The following is an 18,990-nucleotide window of genomic DNA, read 5'->3' as shown; positions in this document are numbered from 1 at the left end:
TGTACAGTATAGTGGTTTGTGGTTATCTTGCCAATAAGATCACGGGGTGTTGTGATTGATATTTTCGATCATGGTTGTGGCAATAGCGATAAAATCACGTACTTGCTGATCAGTTAAACCGTGGCAAAGTTTGGCATCAACCTCTTGCTCTGCAACTTCTAAACGCGAGAACAGGGCGTTGCCTTGCTCAGTAAAGGATAAAATTAAACAGCGTTTGTCATTTTCGTCGGCACATTTAGAAACCAGTTCAAGCTTTATAAGCTCTTTTACTAAGCGTGCTATTTGTGCTTTATCACGACCGGTTTTGGCAACAATATCATTGGCGGTACAGTGCTGTGTTTCGGCAATAATATGTAAACAGCGTACATGCAGTGCGTTAAGACCAAGCTCGTTGGCGTTAATGGCTTCGCGTACAGTGACACGGTAACTTTGTGCCAGTGTAAATAAAGCAGAAGAAAGAGAGGTTTGTGGCATGGTTCACCTAAGTTAAGCAAGTTTGCATTAGTTGACAAAGTCAATTAAAAGCGTATAGTTGACTATATCAACTATTGGGGCGTTGTGCAATTTAACCAGCTAGGAGACCAAGATGGCTAGAAAAGTTCGTCGTGCAAACGTATTAAGTACTACACGTATTTCCCCGCATCTACAAAGAATTGTTGTTGGCTCAGAGGAGTTTGCCGATTTTCCACAAGATGCAAAAGGTGCGTACGTAAAGGTATTACTCCCGCATGCCGGTGAATCTAAGGTTGAACTTGATTTACACGCTGAGCATCCTGCATTAATGCGCACTTACACTATTCGTGATATCAACCCAATTAACGGTGCAATTACCCTCGACTTTGTGGTTAACCAACATCAAGGCGTGGCAACCAACTGGGCACAAAATGCGTGTGTAGGCGACGAGGTAGGCATAGCAGGCCCAGGCCCTAAAAAACTCACTGATTTTACGCAAACACATTATTTAATGCTGGCAGATTTAACCTCTGTAAATGCAATCAATGGCTACTTACAAGCCCTGCCACAAGATGCCACTGTCGATGTCATTATTCATGTTGCTGATAAAGCCGACATCATTGAACTTGAGCAAATTAAAGCACATACCCAACACAGTGTTGAATGGTTAGTTACAGATGAGCCAGAAACCGATCTGCTCGACCAAATAACACGCTTATGCGCAGGTTATAACACGCAACCTATGGTGTTTATGGCGCTAGAAGCAAATTTGGTGAAGGCAATTCGCCGTTTAATTACAAGCAGTTTTGAAATTGATCGTGAACACATAGTTGCATCGGCCTATTGGAAGCGTGGTATTGATGCCGATGGCCTAAAGGTGGAAAAACAGCAACAAAGCCGTGCCTAATTAGCATTTGAAAAATAGCCATTCGCTCTCATTAACTAAGTATAAAGAGTTAAACTTTGGAGAGCGAATGTCAGATCTTAGCAACACACCTTTTTCATTGCTTGAATTGAGCCCAATGAAAGAGCATGAAACCGTTTCGCAAACACTAGCTAACAGTGTTACCTATGCACAAACAGCCGACAAACTGGGTTTTAATCGGTTTTGGATGGCAGAGCATCATAATATGCGCGGTATCGTGTGTGCCGCAACTTCAGTACTAATAGGTCATATCGCAGGTAAAACTCAGAATATCCGCGTAGGTGCAGGTGGGGTGATGTTACCTAACCATCCACCGCTGGTGGTTGCTGAGCAATTTGGCACCCTAGAGAGTTTATACCCCGGTCGCATTGATTTAGGTTTAGGCCGAGCACCAGGTAGTGACCCAATTACCAGCCGTGCTTTGCGCCGTGACGAACAACGCGCTGAACACTTCAATGATGAAGTAACGGAGCTGCAAGCTTTACTTGGCCCATATAAAGGTGACTCTCCAGTACGCGCAATCCCAGGTGAAGACACTAATGTCCCAATCTGGTTACTGGGCTCAAGCCTTTATAGTGCGGGGCTTGCTGCTAAAAAAGGTTTGCCATATGCATTTGCGGGTCATTTTGCGCCACGCTTTGTTGAAGATGCCATAGCATTGTATCGCAGAGAATTTCAACCATCTGAGGTATTAGATAAGCCATACGTCATGCTTGGTTTGCCTGTTGTTGCCGCTGACACCGACGAACAAGCACAGTTTTTAGCAACCACAGCGAAACAACGTATCTTAGCACTTATGCGCGGCAAGCCACTTTGGCTTAAAGAGCCTGTTGCAACAATGGAAGGATTGTGGACAGCGCAAGAAAAAATGCAAGTAGAAAGCTTTTTAGGGCTTTCAGTTGTTGGCGGTCAAGCGAGCGTTAAGCATAAGCTGAGTATGATTAAACAAACGCTACAGGTTGATGAGTTTATTTTTACAAATGACCTGTATGAATTGAGTGACAGACAACATGCGCTGGAAATATTAGCAAGCATCATGCACTAATACGGTTTAGCAAATAGTTAATGCGTGTAATGAGTTTTTATGCGCATTGCTTAAGCCCTGACACTCATTTATTAAACGGTTTTATAGATTAAATCAATTTATATAATCCGTTTTAAGGATTGAATTTAACTTTATACAATACATTTATTAACTATTACCCTAGGAAGGTGCACCGTGAAATCTCAAACAATTGCCGCAGTAGAACCACAAACAAAAACAGCATTAATCGCTGAGGGTGGTGGGCAACGAGGGATTTTTACCGCAGGTGTACTCGATGCGTGGTTAGAAAATAATTATGATCCATTCGATTTATTCATTGGTACATCAGCAGGCTCACAGAACTTAACAAGTTATTTAGCGCGTCAAAAAGGCTATGCAAAACGTTTGATCAGAGGCCTTTCTCGTCATAAACGTTTTTTCCAACTTGGCCGCGGGCTGTTTGGTAAAAGCATTGTTGACCTTGATTGGTATTTTGATAAAACCAAAGAGGTAAACCGTGCCCTTGATTTTAAAACAGCAACACAAAGCCTAGGTAAACGCGAACTGTTGATCACAACCACAAACGCGGCTGACCGTAAACCGTATTATTTGAGCCCAAATGGTGAAGATACACAATGGTTGGCCTTGTTAAAAGCATCAAGCGCATTACCCTTTTTATATAAAGACGGCGTTAACTTAACACCTTGGTTAACAACAAAGGCCGCAAACGATGCCATTATTCAAAGCTCTAATACTGATTTAGTGCATGATATGTATTTAGATGGTGGCTTAGCTGCACCTTTACCTGTGAAAGAAGCTTATAACCGTGGTGCTCGTGATATTGTGGTTATTAGAACTGTTGATGAAAACTTTCAAGTACAATCTGAATGGGTAAATAAGTTAAAGTCACTGGTTTGCGTATCAGGTTATTGCCCTAAAACCATTGATTACTTGGTTCAACACGAACAAGCTTATCAAGATGAACTGGATTTCATTGCCAACCCACCAAGTGATGCCCGTATCACGCAAATTTTTGCAGGCGATAAATTACGCAGTAAGCTACTGGGTAGCACAGACTATGATCTTCGTTATGATCACAAATTAGGCCTAGCGGCAGGTCGTGCCTTTTTAGAGAAGCAACTGCTAAATTAGTTGGTAGCAGGCTCAGTTAATTAATCCCATTGCCTACTTGAGATATTTGTAAATAGAGTTAAAGTGGTTAGCTATTCATTTTTTGTGATTTTTTATCTACAAGAACAATAAAGGCTTACCATGTTTAACAGTGCTGTATCGACAATCAATGGTCTTCTTTGGGGAGAAGGCCAAATTCTTATCTATATTCTTCTGTTTGCTGGGATCTGGTTTTCGGTAAGGCTAAAAGCGATTCAATTAGTTAAGTTTCGCCATATGTTCAGCCTATTAAAGTCGAGTAGCAGCACCGATAAAAACTCAATCAGTTCGTTTCAAGCTTTATGTACAGGTCTTTCAGCACGTGTAGGTACTGGTAACCTTGCAGGGGTTGCCGTTGCAATTTCGTTAGGGGGCAGCGGTGCAATATTTTGGATGTGGGTGATTGCCATTTTGGGCATGGCCACTGGTTTTGCTGAGAGCGTACTTGGGCAAGTCTATAAAGTTAGGGATGCCAATGGCGAGTTTAGAGGCGGTCCTGCTTATTATATTCAGCAAGGCTTAGACAGCAGAGCGCTTGCAGTGTGTTTTGCTTTTTGCTTATTCCTTGGTTATGGCTTTACGTTTAGTGCCATGCAAACGAATACCATTACCGATGCCCTTAATTACGCATTTGAAATTCCAACTTTGTATTCAGGTATTGTGATCACGATACTGGCAGGCTCTATTATTTTAGGTGGCTTTAAAGCTATTGCCCGCTTTGCTGAACGCATTGTACCAGTCATGGGCATATTATTTGTACTCGCCGCCATTATTATTACTTTATTGAATATCGGTAAAGTGCCTGCGATGATTGAAGATATTTTACTCTCCGCTTTTGGCTTACAAGAGGCCGGCGCAGGGGCAATGGGCGCAGCAATTAAAAATGGTATTCAGCGAGGACTTTATTCGAATGAAGCCGGAGCGGGGAGTGTGCCCCATGCATCTGGCTGTGCATCACCCGTACCAAATCATCCGGTCACTCAAGGCTACATTCAAATGCTAGGGGTGTTTTTCGATACCATTGTGCTGTGTAGTTGTACGGCGGTGATTATTTTATTAGCTGACATTGATATTAGCGGCGAAATGGAAGGGATCCGCTTAACTCAATCTGCGATGACAGCGCATATGGCTGCTGGTGGCATTTACTTTGTAGCAGCTGCAATTTGTTTATTTGCGTTTACTTCTGTGGTTGCAAACTATGCCTATGCAGAAAGTAACCTACATTTATTTAAACTAGATAATAAACTAGGCCGAGGTATTTATACCTGTTTATATTTATCAATGATGATTTGGGGCGCATCGGCCACCATTAAACAAGTGTGGGATCTTGCAGACATTGCTTTAGGTTTAATGACAGTGGTGAACGTTATCGCTATCATACGCTTAACGCCAACCATCTTATCTGTGACAAAAGACTATCATAGTCAACGTGAAGCAGGGCAAGAACCGAGTTTTGATTCTGAAAAAGTGCAGGTTCAAGGTCAAACAGAACAAGGGATTTGGCGCAAATAAGCTAAAACAATAACGAGAAAAGTAACCATGATAGATATTTATGCAGGGCCTAGTGCTGCAAAAGTAATTCAAGAGCAAGGCCTGTCTGCCGATTTGTTTAATACCTTTTTAGGAGCAAGCGGCGGGCCCAAGTGGTTTACATTATTTGGTTTGGATAAATATCTATTTGGTGAGTTTTTTAAAGGCCGTACCACACCTTTAAACTTATTAGGGTCAAGTGCCGGGGCATTTAGATCTGCTTGTTTTGCACAAAATGACCCTGTTGCTGCAATATCTCGATTAGCCAAGTCTTACTCTGAAACACGCTATTCATCGAATAAAGCAAAACCAGAAGAAATAACAACAAAAGCGCGAGAGTTATTAAGCATAGTTTTTGCTGAAAATGGTATTCAAGAAATCATTAACAACCCTATTTTTAAAGCCCACTTTATAGTTGCAAAATCGAATGGCTTTACAGCATCAGAAAACAAAGTGATGCAGTTAATGGGTTTATCTAAAAGCTACTTAGTCAATCGAATGAATAGACGTTTGTTAAGTAAGCAATATGAACGTTATGTATTTCAGCCTGCGGATAGTCAGTTATCTTTTTCCGATAATAATACTTTCAATACCCATACTATTGAGCTAAGCGAAGATAATTTAGCGGATGCGTTACTTGCTTCAGGCTCTATTCCATTAGTCATGCAGGGTATTAAAAATATAACAGGAACACCGCCTGGTATGTATCGTGATGGCGGTATTATCGATTATCACTTTGACTTAAGTATTCATAATGACGGGCTTATTTTATATCCGCATTTTAATAACAGCCCTAAAGCAGGTTGGTTTGATAAGAGCCTAAAGCGCGGTATTACCCCGAGTAACTATGATAACGTAGTGATGATCACTCCATCAGCTGACTTTGTTGCTTCATTACCTTATGGCAAAATCCCTGATCGTAAAGACTTTACAGAACTTGATGCTGATACACGCATTAAATATTGGCAGCAGGTATTCAAAGAAACAGAACGGCTAGCAGAAGCATTCGATGCGGTGTGTACTAATAAGCACACACCGAAAATAAAGCTTATTAAATAGTATTGCTTTCGCTACTTAAACTGATTAATCAAGGAAGTTTGCTCTGTCACTTTACTGAGGAGCGCTTCGCAAAGTTGCTGCGAAGTATGGCCAAGCTCTGTACACTCATGAGCAAAGTCTTGTGCTGACGTTAAGTTGGTAGCAATAACTTGGCTTGCTGTTAGTTGTTCGTTCATTGCATGCGCTATGATGCTATTGAGTTCACTTAGTTTGATAGACTGAGCTTTAATATGGTCTAAACTATCACCACTTTGATGTGCAAGCTCAACACTTTTAGCCGACAAATTAAGTCCATCTTGCATGGCAAGTTGTGCTTGTTTTGAGGCGTGTGTGAGCTGATTTAATACATTGTTTATTTCTTCTGTGGATTGCTGAGTACGTGAGGCCAATGCACGTACTTCACCAGCAACAACGGCAAAGCCACGGCCATGGTCGCCTGCTCGGGCAGCTTCGATGGCCGCATTTAAAGCAAGTAAATTAGTTTGATCAGCAATGGCGTTTATCTCAGATAAAATTGCAACAATGTGTTGATTGCCTTCAATTAAGTTTTCTACTTGGCTACTCGCTGCTTTGAGTTTTTCATCAAGCTCACTAATTGAAGTTATCGTTTGTTTGACCGCAAGTGAGCCTTGTTCGGTTGCTTGGTTTGACTCTTCAGCAGCTTGATTAGATTGCATTGTACTCGATGAAAGCTCATTGATTGAGGCCGTCATTTGCTCTGTGGCAACAACAATTTGAGAGACTTCATCTGTTTGTTTATTTAAAAGTTCAGTCACGTTATGACCAGACTCTGCACATTGTTGCGCGTTGTAATTAATGCCCATGGTCACATCATTTACACGACCAACAACCGCTTTTAATTTAGCTTGTTGCATCTCAAGGGCAAGATGTAAAAAGCCAGATTGATCATTAGTATCAGAGTAGAGGTAGGCCATTAAAGGGTTATCAAACACTTGTTTTGCTTTATTTATAAGCGCTAAATATTTTTGACGCCAAAAATACATAAGCCCATTAGCTGATGCTAAAAATAGAACTAGTAGACAATTAAAAATATCGAATCCAGAGCTAAAAACGGCAGCCAGCGAACCTAAAAAACTAATGAATAATAGGGCACTTATGTAAAGAGTGGAATCGAACTTGGCTGCTGTAGCATGAGATTTTTGATTATTGTTTATTTTAGCGTATTCAGCGGTCGCTCTTTGTACGACATCATCACTTTGTTTAGTTCTGACTGATTGAAACTCAACGGTACGACCACTTTTATCTTTAATCGGTGTTACAAAGGCATTAACCCAATAATAATCACCATTTTTACAGCGATTTTTAACAGGCCCCATCCAAGATTGACCATTTTTTAGATGTTGCCATAAATCAGCGAAAGCCAGTTTTGGCATATCAGAGTGACGAACAAGGTTATGAGGCTTACCTAGCATTTCGTCTAGCGTGAAACCAGCTATTTTGCAAAACTCATCATTGGCATAAGTAATATGACTTTGTAAATCTGTAGTTGATAAGAGGATGTCAGATTCAGAAAATTTAACTTCGGTATCGGTATTAATTCTATGTTTCACGTTAAAATCACCCAAGTACAGCTTTAAGTTCAGAAAGTAAATTAGAGGAGTAAAAACAGTCTGAACCAGAAAGAGGTAGTGTTAATTTGAACACTAATGTTTATAAACAATTTAGCGATAAATTCGTGATAAAGAACTAGGAAAATTCCGGTTTTATGTTACAAAAGTTAATATTATTTAACTAAGAAAAGTTGGGGAGATGGGTTAAAAGTTAGCTAAATTGTAAAATTTAGCCAACTTGATTTTTAAAATACATTAATCTCGCAAAATAAAATCACTCTGGCAGGGGGCTTCACCAGGGCTTTGATCTAACTTTGTGTTAGGGCAATTTTTAGTAAAAAATAACGCTTCTTCTAGAGAGTTCATTTGGCTGCAATATTGTCGGCCATCACATTCATACTCTGGCTTTTCATAATCAGATATTGTGATATCTCGATTATGGCTGTAATTTGATTTTACGGGATCAATAATTTTTGTTTGAAGCGTTTGTGTTGGTGAGATACCCCCATAATTAACTGCATAATAATCCCATGCGAAATAGCCAATTATGATGATTAGAAAAAACTTCCTCATGATGAATCCTTGTTATTATTGTTTAGACTAATGTGATTCGTGAGCGGTATTGAGGCCTAAGCCTTATGGCCCAACCCGAAAGTCTTACTATAATAAGATGAAGAAATAATATTAAGTAAAATTAGTGGCTTATGAATTAAATACGAAATTTCTGATAGCATAGATAAATAAAAAGTTTGAAATGAACAGCAGTTTTAAGTATTAAATCATTAGAAATATGAATTTAGAAAACTAGTCAATTTAATAGCCTATACCTAAGGATTAAAACATAACGATTACCCATAAATTACGTTATGTTAAATAAAGTGAAATAATTAAAAGCGGGAGTTAGGTTGCTAACTAGCCCACTTTTAGAAGGGTTTTAAATAGCTTAATTTAGCTCAGAATCTACCCAAAACTTAGTGCCTTTCAGTACCGCTTGTAACGCAAGGCCATTTTCGGTTAAAGAGTAAACAGTTACTTGGTCTGCAATTGCTTCGGCAACTAAAGCGCCACCTTTATCTTCATATTTTGCTGCTGCATCTGCATTTCCTCCGAATGCCCAACCATGTTCAATAAAGCGATTTACTGCTGCTTGGTTATGAAAGACCATCACAACATTAAAGTCTTTAACACCTAAACCTAGACCTAAACCCGCTTCACCCATATTCATGTAAGTTGATTTACCGGTTAGGTTGTTTTTAACAACACCATAGCCACCGCCAAAACTGGCTAAAACAACATTTACATTGGCATTATCAAAAACCGCATAACCAGCAGAGTTGGCAATTTGTTGTTTAACATCAGGCTTTTGAGTGTAAAGCTCACTTAATGTATTGTTTTTCATGCTTTGTACTAAAGCACGTTTTTCATCGGGAGATGCACTGCCTGTTGTAGCACAACCGGTTAAAATTGAAGTGATTAAAACTAAACTAATAGCGATAAACTTTTTCATACATATTCCTTGAATATTAGTATGGCAATCTAGTTAATGTTGCAAATACTAAAGATATATTAAGTCCAATACTAGACAGTATCGGACTTTATGGTAATCTTATAACTAGCTATTTTACAAGATATTACATCATTATGCTCGTTGCTCTCGTCGATACACTAAAACAACTGCGTTACCAAATTGCCCATCTTGAAGATGATACTCTTGCAACAGAATATCCAGAACTTGATAACTTTATACATCAAGTTGGATTGACTGTTGCTGAATCAAAAAATGACTTAGTTTTTCTTTATCAGTTTTTATATGTGTATGGCCGAAAATCAGAAGCCACATTTAATCGTTTTCGAAATGAGCTTGAGCGTTTTTGTTTATGGTCGTGGTTGGTTGCTGAAAAATCGGTATTTGATCTAAAACGTGACGATATTGAAGCTTATGTTGATTTTATGGTTGAACCAGATTCAGCCTGGTTATCAAATTCAGTGCAATGGCGTTATAAAGATGAACAAGGCATAAGACGACTAAATACAAATTGGCGCCCTTTCATCAATAAAGAAAATATTGCTAGCCAACAAACACTCGCAGCTATGTTTACAGCACTCAATGTTTTTTATAAGTTCGCAATTTTAGAAGAAAAAACCTTTGCTAACTTTGTACCGGTTGTTAAAAAGAATAGCCCTTACTTAGTTGTGCAATCGCAAATTAAAATCCCCGATACACTCAGTGATATTCAATGGGAGTATGTATTTGGCGTTACTCGAGATTTATGTGAGCAACAACCTGATTTAGAAAGAAATTTATTTACTCTCGCTTGCTTAAAAGGATTGTATCTACGAATTTCTGAGTTATCCGAGCGCCCTCAGTGGTCGCCGGTTATGTCACATTTTTGGCAAGATAATGATGGTTTTTGGTTTTTAAGAATTATGGGTAAAGGTAACAAATTACGCGATGTTACCTTAAGTGAAGATTTTATATCTTATCTAAAACGTTATAGGCTTTACCGTGGTTTACCTGCCCTGCCCCGTGTTGATGAAGCTGAGCCGCTTGTTCACAAAATTCGTGGTAAAGGGGGAATGACTGTTCGACAAATTCGTCGTTTGGTACAACAAAGTTTTGACTTAGCAAAACAGTCTCTCTTACAAGACGGCTTTAAAGATGATGCGGAACAACTTGAAGCGGCGACTGCTCATTGGTTAAGACATACCGGTGCAACACACGATGCTCAAACAAGACCGCTAAAACATTTATCTGAAGATTTAGGTCATGCAAAAATCGCTACGACGGATCAAATTTATATTCAAACAAATATAAAAGAACGTGCAAAGTCTGGAATAAAAAGGAAAGTTTAATGGAATATACAATACTGGCGTTAGTCGGTTTAGCTCTATTATTTTACTCACTGACGATTCGGCAATTAGAGCGAACAGAAATTACTGGGCCGATGTTTTTTGTGTTGGTCGGAATTGCAATGTCTTACTTTTTGCCGAGTGAGTTTAAGTTAGGCGAAGCCGGACTCAGCGACATTTTACCTTTGGTTGAATTAACCTTAAGTATTTTTTTATTTACCGATGCAGCAAAATCAAAACTCCCCGTATTAAAACATAGTTATCAGTACCCTAGCCTGCTACTTTTTGTGGCTTTGCCGATGACATTACTGTTAGGTGTTGCCGGTGGATTGTTTTTCTTTTCTGAGTTATCACTTTTTCAATCTGCCTTGATCGCGATTATTTTAACACCAACGGATGCTGCGCTTAGCAAAGGAATTTTAGAATGTACATCGGTACCAGAAAAAGTTCGCGAAGGAATCAATACGGAAAGTGGTTTGAACGATGGCCTTTGCGTACCCATCTTTTTAGTTTTACTTTTATTAGCTCAAAATCCAGAAAGTGCTGTAACGACAATTGATACTTTACTTGTTTTTGCAAGAGAGTTAGGTGTTGCACTGGTTATTGCAGGTGTGTCGATGGCAGTATTTATTCCACTTTTAAAAATTGCATTAGCACGTCATTACTTTGCAAATAATAGCAGTCCATTTTTATTGATTGGTTTAGTGATGGCCATTTTCTCTTTAACACAAAATTTTCATGGCAGTGGTTTTATAGCTGTTTTTGTTGCGGGACTTTTATTTGATTACTTAGCACCCAAAAAAATTCGTATAACATTAGTTAAAGACTCAGAGCATATCGCTGAATTTGTTGCCCTACTTATTTGGTGTTTATTCGGTTTTGTATGTGGTCACTTAATTGTGAATGATATTACCTGGCCAATTGTTTTTTATGCGTTATTAAGTGTTACGATTTTTAGAATTGTGCCGGTACTACTTTCACTTATGTTTACTAATCTAAATTTTAAAGACAAATTGACTTTTGCTTGGTTTGGTCCTCGAGGTTTGGCGTCTATCGTTTTCACTTTAATGGTTATGGATACAGCAATTGCAAACAAAGAACAAATTGCCACAGTAACATTAACAACCATTTTATTTAGTGTGTTCATTCATGGCATGAGTACCAAGCCCATCGCAAAAAGTTACCAATAAAAAAGGCGCGTTGAGCGCCTTTTTTATTTTTACAACTTAAAGTAGCTCTGCAATTAATTGCAGTGGATGCTTTGGCTTAAATTTTTCATAGCGCTTCACTTGGCTACGACAAGAAAAGCCAGTTGCTAAAATAGTTTCAGGCTCATTATTAGAAATAATTAGTTGCCAACTCATTTCATAAAGAGCCCGTGAATTTTCTTGGTTTTGCTTTTCGTGGCCGTATGTTCCTGCCATACCACAACAACCCGTACTGGTAGTTTCGAGTTGTAAATTTAGATCAGCAAAAATGGTTTGCCAAACTTTAGAAGCATTCGGCATTGCTGTTGTTTCAGTACAATGACTTAATAATTTAAATGGCGAACTCGTTGTAGTGGCAAGAGTAACTTGTTTAAAGTTTTGCGTTTGAAGCCATTCATGAGCTAATTCAACTTTAAAGTCACCACGCTGATCTTTTAATATTGAGACATACTCATCTCTGTAACACATAACCAAAGATGCATCGAGCCCAACTAAAGGCGCGTTGATTTCACTCAGTGAATTTAAAAACTCAGCTGCATTTTTTGCTGTTGTTTTAAATTCATTTAAAAAACCTTTTACATGCTGAGCTTTACCATTTGGTTTAAACGGTAATAGCATCGGTTTTTTGCCTAGCGCTTTAATCACTTTAATAAAGCTTTCGACTAATTCAGCTTCGTAAAAACTAGTGAATGGATCTTGAACTATTAGTACATACTCTGCTTGTTGTTCTTTTGAAAGCGAGTTAAGTAATTTAAAATTAAATTGCTGATCTTTAGAAATACGTTTAGAAAGTTGCGGTACGCTTAAGCTTGGCGTATCAACATAACCAATGGTATTTTTAATTAAACCTGAAACAAGCTTTGTATTTACAATTGGATTTACCACTTTAGCAAACTTTGCCATCACCGGCGCAGTTTGTTCGATGCCTGCAACTAAGTAATCTTTAGCAGGACGAGCATAATAACTGTGGTAGAAATTTAAAAAGCGTGAACGGAATGTTGGTACATCAACTTTTATTGGGCATGCAGTTGTACATGCTTTACAAGCTAAACATTCATCCATTGATTCTTTCACTTCGTGAGAGAAATCATAAACACCTTTTTTCTTATCGCGACTATGTTGATAGCGTTCCCACCAAGTGATTACTTCGCCATTAACTAATTCTTTTTCGACATTGAGTAAATCTATATTTTCAGACTCTTGAAGTCGCAACCATTCGCGCATTAAACTTGCGCGACCTTTAGGTGAATAACGGCGGTCACCTGTTACTTTATAAGATGGACACATTGGTGATTTTTCATCGTAGTTAAAACACAGGCCATTACCATTACAGGTCATCGCGTTATTAAATTCTGTTTTAACATCGATAGAAATTTCTTTGTCGAACCAGGCACGCTTTTGATCATCAACAGAAACGAGTGAGTCTTTACTTTCAATTGGCGTACAGATTTTACCTGGGTTTACTCTGTTATTTGGATCAAATGCCGCTTTGATTTTTCGAAGTTGTGTAAATAAATGCTCGCCGAAAAATTCAGGGCCATATTCACTTCGATATCCTTTGCCGTGCTCACCCCACATCAAGCCGCCATATTTGGCAGTCAGTTTAACGACTTCATCTGAAATATGACGAAGTAATTTTTCTTGCTCAGGGTCACACATATCTAGTGCAGGTCTTACGTGTAATACGCCGGCATCAACATGACCGAACATACCATATTGTAGGTTGTGATTATCGAGAAGTTCACGAAACTCGACTATAAAATCTGCTAAGTTTTCTGGTGGTACTGCAGTATCTTCAGCAAAAGCTAACGGTTTTTGATTGCCTTTTACATTACCTAAAAGGCCTACTGATTTTTTACGCATTGCATAAATTTTTAAAATATCAGCTTTGTCATTCGTTAACTGATAACCGATCACCCCATTAGTTTGTTTTTCAACACATTCATCGAGTAGCTTACAGAGAGTGTCTACTTTATCTTTAATATCTTCAGGTGAAACTGCATTAAACTCAACCATGTTGAGTCCTTGCATATCTTTGTTTTCAACATCGGTTATTAAGTCCGATACTGAATGCCAAATGATATCTTCTCGAGCAAGGTTAAGTACTTTGCTATCGACTGTTTCTACAGAAGTTGCATTTGCTGCAACTAGAAATGGTGAATGACGAAGTGCAGAATCAAAGCTATCGTATTTAATATTTATTAATGTTTTAAATTCAGCAATGGGCGTAATATTTAGTTTTGCTTCAGTTACAATACCTAATGAACCTTCAGAACCAGTAATTAATCGGCTCATATCAAAGGTTTGTAAATCATCAGAAAAAATATGTTCTAAATCGTAGCCGGTAAGAAAACGGTTTAAGCTTGGGAATTTTTCTAAAATAGCGTCTCGATTCTCAAGGCCAATATCAAGAACTGTTTTATATAACTTACCTACTGTCGTGTTTTGTTCAGCAATTACTTTTGCTTTTTCAACAGGCATAGGAGTTGTTGACATTTCAGTGCCATCAACAAGATAAGTTGTCAGTCCTAAAACGTGATCACTTGTTTTGCCATAAACCAAAGAGCCTTGACCTGATGCATCTGTATTTATCATTCCACCGATTGTTGCACGGTTACTTGTTGATAAATCGGGCGCAAAGAAAAAACCATAAGGACGCAAAAAGTCGTTTAATTGGTCCTTTATTACACCCGTTTGCACGCGAACCCAGTTTTCTTCGACATTGATCTCTAAGATTTCACGCATGTAGCGAGATAAATCAACAACTATACCTGGGGTTAGCGACTGGCCATTAGTACCTGTACCGCCTCCGCGTGGACCAAAAGTCAGTGATAAAAAAGGATCACGTGAAGCAATTTGCATAGCAAGTTGTATGTCTTTTGCTGACTTTGGAAAGATGACACCTTGAGGTACCTGTTGGTAAACGCTGTTATCGGTCGATAAACTTAAACGTGTAGAAAAGCTTGCATCGGTATCACCACTAAAACCTTGTTTTTTAATTGTTTCTAAGTAATTAGATACGAGTTCTGTGGCGGCTTGTTGTTGGCTTATTGTTGCTATCATGACGGTGATAAATTAAGGCATTTTGCAAATTATATCATGCTAATAGCTAAGATAAATTGAAGATTTTACAGTTTGTAACACTCTTTTTATCGATTTCAGGGGCAATACTTTTATACTGTTTATTAAAGCAGCAAATGAGATAGTCAGATGAAAAAAATTGCATTAATCAGTTTAGGTGCCTTGTGCATGTTATTAGGTTTAGTTTTTGTCATTATTCCCGGACCGTCGCTGATCTTCTTTATTGCAGGGCTTTTCTGTTTATCTTTTTATTATCCTAAAGCGCGTGATTATTTAACCGTGTGCCAAAAGGCTCTGACTAAGTCATGTGCTTATATCGATAAAAAACTTGCTCGCTGATTTAAAGGGCGAGTTGCCCTTTGTAGATTAGACTTTGTTTACTCTAGGGGCGATTTAATCGCGGCGCGAGATTTGTAACCTAGTGGGCTAAGTAAAAATCGAGCAAAGCTACCGCGTCCTGCTCACGCTCCTTACCTACATTTATGTAGGTAACAAAGAGTTAATCGCCCCTAGAAAGAACCAGAAGGGCAACGCGTGTTTGGCATTGATGCTGCGTTATCGCCTATTTATGTCAAAAAACCACACTACACAGGCTCTGCCTTGCCTAAATACCAAACACACTGCTGCAAAATCAATCATAAAAGGTCAACACGCCCATCGAAGTAACAAAAATGCCAGCTAAGTGCTGGCATTTTTTATATTAGAATCTTTATTTTAGTTAAATAAAGTACTTAGTCGGCTAATTTCTTAGCAAGATATAACCAAGTTTCTAATACTGTATCTGGGTTCAGAGAAACAGAATCAATGCCCTGTTCAACTAACCAAGCTGCAAAGTCTTCATGATCTGAAGGACCTTGACCACAAATACCTACGTATTTGCCTTTTGCTTTAGCAGTTTGAATAGCCATTGATAATAGTTTCTTGATTGCAGGGTTACGCTCATCAAATAGATGCGCAATTAAACCTGAGTCACGGTCAAGACCTAATGTTAACTGAGTTAAGTCGTTTGAACCGATAGAGAAACCATCAAAATATTCTAAGAACTCATCTGCAAGTAACGCGTTTGATGGTAATTCACACATCATGATTACTTTCAGACCATTTTCGCCACGTTTAAGGCCATGTTCTTCTAGTAATTCAATAACGCGCTTACCTTCTTCAAGCGTACGAACAAATGGGATCATGATTTCAATATTAGTCATACCCATTTCGTTGCGAACACGTTTAATCGCTTCACACTCTAACGCGAAACAGTCACGGAAATCTTCAGAGATATAACGTGCTGCACCACGGAAACCAATCATTGGGTTTTCTTCTTCCGGCTCATATTGTTGGCCGCCAACAAGGTTTGCATATTCGTTTGACTTAAAGTCAGACATACGAACAATGACACGCTCAGGTGCAAACGCACAACCTAGTGTTGCAATACCTTCAACAAGCTTAGAAATATAGAATTCTACAGGTGATTCATAACCTGCCATCATTTCTGAGATTTCAGCTTTTAGTTCGTCAGATTGAGCATCAAAGTTAAGAAGTGCTTTAGGGTGAACACCAATCATACGGTTGATTACGAATTCAACACGCGCAAGGCCAACACCTGCATGAGGTAAGCGTGCAAAGTCAAATGCACGATCAGGGTTACCTACGTTCATCATAACTTTCATTGGTAACTCTGGCATTTCATCAACACGTGAAGTAAGTACTTCGTAATCTAAAATACCTTCGTAGATATAACCTGTGTCACCTTCGGCACACGAAACAGTTACATCTTGACCTGCTTGAATTAAATCAGTTGCATTACCACAACCAACAACTGCAGGAATACCTAATTCACGTGCAATGATTGCCGCGTGACAAGTACGACCGCCACGGTTTGTAACAATCGCAGCGGCACGTTTCATGATTGGCTCCCAGTCTGGGTCAGTCATGTCAGTAACTAGAATGTCACCTTGTTGTACTTTGTCCATTTCATCAATTGAATCTAGTACGCGTACTGTACCTGAACCAATCTTGTGACCAATTGCACGGCCTTCAGCAACAACAGTGCTTGTACCATTTAATTGGAAACGCTCCATAACGTTAGCGTCTTCGTTTGAACGAACTGTTTCTGGACGTGCTTGAACGATGTAAAGTTTACCGTCGTTGCCGTCTTTTGCCCACTCGATGTCCATTGGACGACCGTAGTGCTTTTCGATGATCACAGCTTGCTTTGCAAGTTCTTGAACTTCAGCATCTGTGATTGAGAATTTGTTTGAAAGTGACGGATCTACATCAACAATTTCTACTTGCTTACCATGTGATTCATCCGCAGAGTAAATCATTTGAATTGCTTTTGAACCAATATTACGGCGAACTACTGAAGGTTTACCGTTAGCAAGCGTTGGTTTATGAACATAAAATTCATCTGGGTTTACAGCACCCTGTACAACCATTTCACCAAGACCATAGCTTGAAGTGACAAATACAACATCTTCAAAGCCAGATTCAGTATCAATACTGAACATAACACCTGAAGCTGCTTTATCTGAACGAACCATGCGTTGGATGCCAGCTGATAATGCAACACCACGGTGGTCATAACCTTGGTGAACACGGTAAGAAATAGCGCGATCATTAAATAGTGAGGCAAACACGTGTTTGATAGCAGTCATTACTGCATCAATACCACGTACGTTTAAAAACGTTTCTTGTTGTCCTGCGAATGAAGCGTCTGGCATGTCTTCTGCTGTAGCAGATGAGCGAACTGCAAATGAAACATCTTGTGATGCGTCGCCGTGTAGTTGGCTATATGCGTCGCGGATGGCTTGGTCTAGGTTTGGTTGGAATGGTGTATCGATAATCCATTGGCGGATTTCGGCACCGACTTTAGCGAGTGTATTTACATCATCCACATCCAATGTGTCTAAAATATCGTGGATTTTTGAGTTTAAACCAGATTGCTCTAGAAACTCATTGAATGCATCAGCGGTTGTAGCGAAACCACCTGGCACTTGAACACCAGCGTTAGCTAGGTTTGAGATCATTTCACCTAGTGAAGCGTTTTTACCGCCAACACGAGGAACATCTTGCATACCAAGCTCTTGATACCAGAGAACGTATTCTTGCACGGATCTTTCTCCATAAACAAATTGTAGTACTAACTGTGAGAGTTAAGAAAGAAAACCTTCTAAAAAGGTCGTAGTCATTCTACACTGGCAACAGACCTCACGTAAACCGTGAAGCCCCTATTTTGCAGATAAAGGTAATAAAAAGGTTAAATATGAGAACTGCATTTTATATTTCTGATGGAACAGCAATCACCTCTGAAGTGTTTGGTCATGCGACCTTATCTATGTTTCCTGTTGAGTTTAATCACAAAACAATTCCTTTTGTTGAAACAGAAAAAAAAGCAATTGAAGTTAAGAACTTAATTAATTCAACAGCGCAACGTGATGGTGAACAGCCACTCGTGTTCTTCACTTTTGTAAACCACGAGCTAAGTGAAATTATAAAATCGTCTTGCGCGGTGTGTTATGACTTTTTATCACAATACAGTGATAAAATTTCTCAAGAGTTAAAAGTTGCGCCAGTACCGAAGGTTCATAGAACGCATTCAATGCACGAGAAAAGTTATGATTTTCGTATTGATGCTGTTAACTATGCGTTGACCAATGATGATGGCGCTAACATTAAAAACTACTCTGAAGCCGACATTATTTTAGTGGGTGTTAGCCGAAGCGGTAAAACACCTACTAGTTTATACTTGGCATTACAGTATGGCATTAAAGCAGCCAATTACCCGCTAACAGAAGATGATCTAGAAAGAGGCACCCTGCCTGAGTGTTTAAAAGCTTACAAACATAAACTTTTTGGTTTAACGATTGACCCTGTTCGCCTTGCCGATATTCGCCAGCGACGTATGGCAAATTCAAAATATGCATCTTTAAAACAATGTCGTATCGAAGTACGTGAAGTAGAAATGCTTTATAAAAAGCAGAAGATTCAATTTTTAAATTCAACTCATCATTCAGTAGAAGAAATTTCTGCAAAGATTATATCTGATACTGGACTTGAAAGACGTAAGTACTAACTTATTTAGTATCGGACATAAAAAAGGCTGCAATGTGCAGCCTTTTTTTG

14 protein-coding genes and 1 pseudogene are annotated in these 18,990 nt (G+C 39.0%); 9 read left to right on the top strand and 6 right to left on the bottom strand.

Features of this window, described 5'->3' with window-relative positions; genetic code table 11:
* Positions 1-39: 39 nt before the first annotated feature.
* Complete coding sequence (locus tag ABMY41_RS04190) at positions 40-474, bottom strand: MarR family transcriptional regulator (RefSeq protein ID WP_175079961.1); 435 nt, start codon at positions 472-474, stop codon at positions 40-42.
* Between the two features lie 112 nt (positions 475-586).
* Here ABMY41_RS04190 and ABMY41_RS04185 point away from each other — a divergent pair, with 112 nt between their 5' ends.
* The 5 genes from ABMY41_RS04185 to ABMY41_RS04165 all read left to right on the top strand — a co-directional run bounded on the left by ABMY41_RS04185 (position 587) and on the right by ABMY41_RS04165 (position 6,161).
* Complete coding sequence (locus tag ABMY41_RS04185; RefSeq protein ID WP_349274194.1) at positions 587-1,360, top strand: siderophore-interacting protein; 774 nt, start codon at positions 587-589, stop codon at positions 1,358-1,360.
* A 67-nt stretch (positions 1,361-1,427) separates the two neighbouring features.
* Positions 1,428-2,423, top strand: a complete 996-nt coding sequence (locus tag ABMY41_RS04180; protein ID WP_175079959.1) for an LLM class flavin-dependent oxidoreductase — start codon at positions 1,428-1,430, stop codon at positions 2,421-2,423.
* A gap of 174 nt (positions 2,424-2,597) precedes the next feature.
* Entirely contained in the window at positions 2,598-3,554 is a 957-nt protein-coding gene (locus ABMY41_RS04175; protein WP_175079958.1) for a patatin family protein, read from the top strand.
* A 120-nt stretch (positions 3,555-3,674) separates the two neighbouring features.
* Entirely contained in the window at positions 3,675-5,084 is a 1,410-nt protein-coding gene (locus ABMY41_RS04170) for an alanine/glycine:cation symporter family protein (protein ID WP_250660674.1), read from the top strand.
* Positions 5,085-5,111: 27 nt separating this feature from the next.
* The gene (locus ABMY41_RS04165) at positions 5,112-6,161 is read left to right on the top strand and encodes a patatin-like phospholipase family protein (protein ID WP_175079956.1); all 1,050 of its coding nucleotides are present in this window, start codon (positions 5,112-5,114) and stop codon (positions 6,159-6,161) included.
* Between the two features lie 11 nt (positions 6,162-6,172).
* On the opposite strand, the gene ABMY41_RS04160 is transcribed toward ABMY41_RS04165, so the two are convergent.
* The 3 genes and pseudogenes from ABMY41_RS04160 to ABMY41_RS04150 all read right to left on the bottom strand — a co-directional run bounded on the left by ABMY41_RS04160 (position 6,173) and on the right by ABMY41_RS04150 (position 9,239).
* Positions 6,173-7,732 (bottom strand): PAS domain-containing methyl-accepting chemotaxis protein, encoded by a 1,560-nt coding sequence (locus tag ABMY41_RS04160; RefSeq protein ID WP_349274192.1) that lies wholly within the window; start codon positions 7,730-7,732, stop codon positions 6,173-6,175.
* A gap of 255 nt (positions 7,733-7,987) precedes the next feature.
* Positions 7,988-8,134 (bottom strand): annotated as a pseudogene (locus ABMY41_RS04155) (cold shock domain-containing protein); the annotation flags it as partial.
* Between the two features lie 541 nt (positions 8,135-8,675).
* Positions 8,676-9,239, bottom strand: coding sequence for a YSC84-related protein (locus tag ABMY41_RS04150; protein WP_175081424.1), 564 nt, complete (start codon positions 9,237-9,239; stop codon positions 8,676-8,678).
* A 134-nt stretch (positions 9,240-9,373) separates the two neighbouring features.
* On the opposite strand from ABMY41_RS04150, the gene ABMY41_RS04145 reads away from it, so the two are divergent.
* Entirely contained in the window at positions 9,374-10,585 is a 1,212-nt protein-coding gene (locus ABMY41_RS04145) for a tyrosine-type recombinase/integrase (protein ID WP_063530343.1), read from the top strand.
* On the top strand, positions 10,585-11,772 hold the full coding sequence (locus tag ABMY41_RS04140; protein ID WP_349274191.1) for a cation:proton antiporter: 1,188 nt from the start codon (positions 10,585-10,587) through the stop codon (positions 11,770-11,772). The genes ABMY41_RS04145 and ABMY41_RS04140 overlap by 1 nt, the downstream gene beginning before the upstream one ends.
* A gap of 36 nt (positions 11,773-11,808) precedes the next feature.
* On the opposite strand, the gene ABMY41_RS04135 is transcribed toward ABMY41_RS04140, so the two are convergent.
* Entirely contained in the window at positions 11,809-14,853 is a 3,045-nt protein-coding gene (locus tag ABMY41_RS04135) for an FAD-binding and (Fe-S)-binding domain-containing protein (RefSeq protein WP_349274190.1), read from the bottom strand.
* Positions 14,854-15,000: 147 nt separating this feature from the next.
* Between ABMY41_RS04135 and ABMY41_RS04130 the strand changes: the two genes are divergently transcribed.
* A complete protein-coding gene (locus tag ABMY41_RS04130; RefSeq protein ID WP_175079942.1) occupies positions 15,001-15,210 on the top strand; it encodes a PGPGW domain-containing protein in 210 nt (69 codons plus the stop codon).
* 392 nt (positions 15,211-15,602) lie between these two features.
* Here ABMY41_RS04130 and ppsA read toward each other — a convergent pair whose 3' ends face one another.
* The gene (ppsA, locus tag ABMY41_RS04125; protein WP_251602248.1) at positions 15,603-17,978 is read right to left on the bottom strand and encodes a phosphoenolpyruvate synthase; all 2,376 of its coding nucleotides are present in this window, start codon (positions 17,976-17,978) and stop codon (positions 15,603-15,605) included.
* A gap of 152 nt (positions 17,979-18,130) precedes the next feature.
* Between ppsA and ABMY41_RS04120 the strand changes: the two genes are divergently transcribed.
* On the top strand, positions 18,131-18,940 hold the full coding sequence (locus ABMY41_RS04120) for a pyruvate, water dikinase regulatory protein (protein ID WP_058584340.1): 810 nt from the start codon (positions 18,131-18,133) through the stop codon (positions 18,938-18,940).
* Positions 18,941-18,990: the final 50 nt, after the last annotated feature.

The organism is Pseudoalteromonas sp. BZA4, assembly GCF_040104395.1.
Classification (GTDB): Bacteria; Pseudomonadota; Gammaproteobacteria; order Enterobacterales; family Alteromonadaceae; genus Pseudoalteromonas.
This window is presented reverse-complemented; position numbering and strand designations above follow the sequence as displayed.

Excerpts from the sequence above, each read along its gene's own strand:
- ABMY41_RS04170 (WP_250660674.1), top strand. The coding sequence starts at position 3,675 with ATGTTTAACAGTGCTGTATCGACAATCAATGGTCTTCTTTGGGGAGAA.
- ABMY41_RS04190 (WP_175079961.1), bottom strand. The coding sequence starts at position 474 with ATGCCACAAACCTCTCTTTCTTCTGCTTTATTTACACTGGCACAAAGT.
- ABMY41_RS04165 (WP_175079956.1), top strand. The coding sequence starts at position 5,112 with ATGATAGATATTTATGCAGGGCCTAGTGCTGCAAAAGTAATTCAAGAG.
- ABMY41_RS04180 (WP_175079959.1), top strand. The coding sequence starts at position 1,428 with ATGTCAGATCTTAGCAACACACCTTTTTCATTGCTTGAATTGAGCCCA.
- ABMY41_RS04145 (WP_063530343.1), top strand. The coding sequence starts at position 9,374 with ATGCTCGTTGCTCTCGTCGATACACTAAAACAACTGCGTTACCAAATT.
- ABMY41_RS04120 (WP_058584340.1), top strand. The coding sequence starts at position 18,131 with ATGAGAACTGCATTTTATATTTCTGATGGAACAGCAATCACCTCTGAA.
- ABMY41_RS04140 (WP_349274191.1), top strand. The coding sequence starts at position 10,585 with ATGGAATATACAATACTGGCGTTAGTCGGTTTAGCTCTATTATTTTAC.
- ABMY41_RS04135 (WP_349274190.1), bottom strand. The coding sequence starts at position 14,853 with ATGATAGCAACAATAAGCCAACAACAAGCCGCCACAGAACTCGTATCT.
- ABMY41_RS04130 (WP_175079942.1), top strand. The coding sequence starts at position 15,001 with ATGAAAAAAATTGCATTAATCAGTTTAGGTGCCTTGTGCATGTTATTA.
- ABMY41_RS04185 (WP_349274194.1), top strand. The coding sequence starts at position 587 with ATGGCTAGAAAAGTTCGTCGTGCAAACGTATTAAGTACTACACGTATT.
- ABMY41_RS04150 (WP_175081424.1), bottom strand. The coding sequence starts at position 9,239 with ATGAAAAAGTTTATCGCTATTAGTTTAGTTTTAATCACTTCAATTTTA.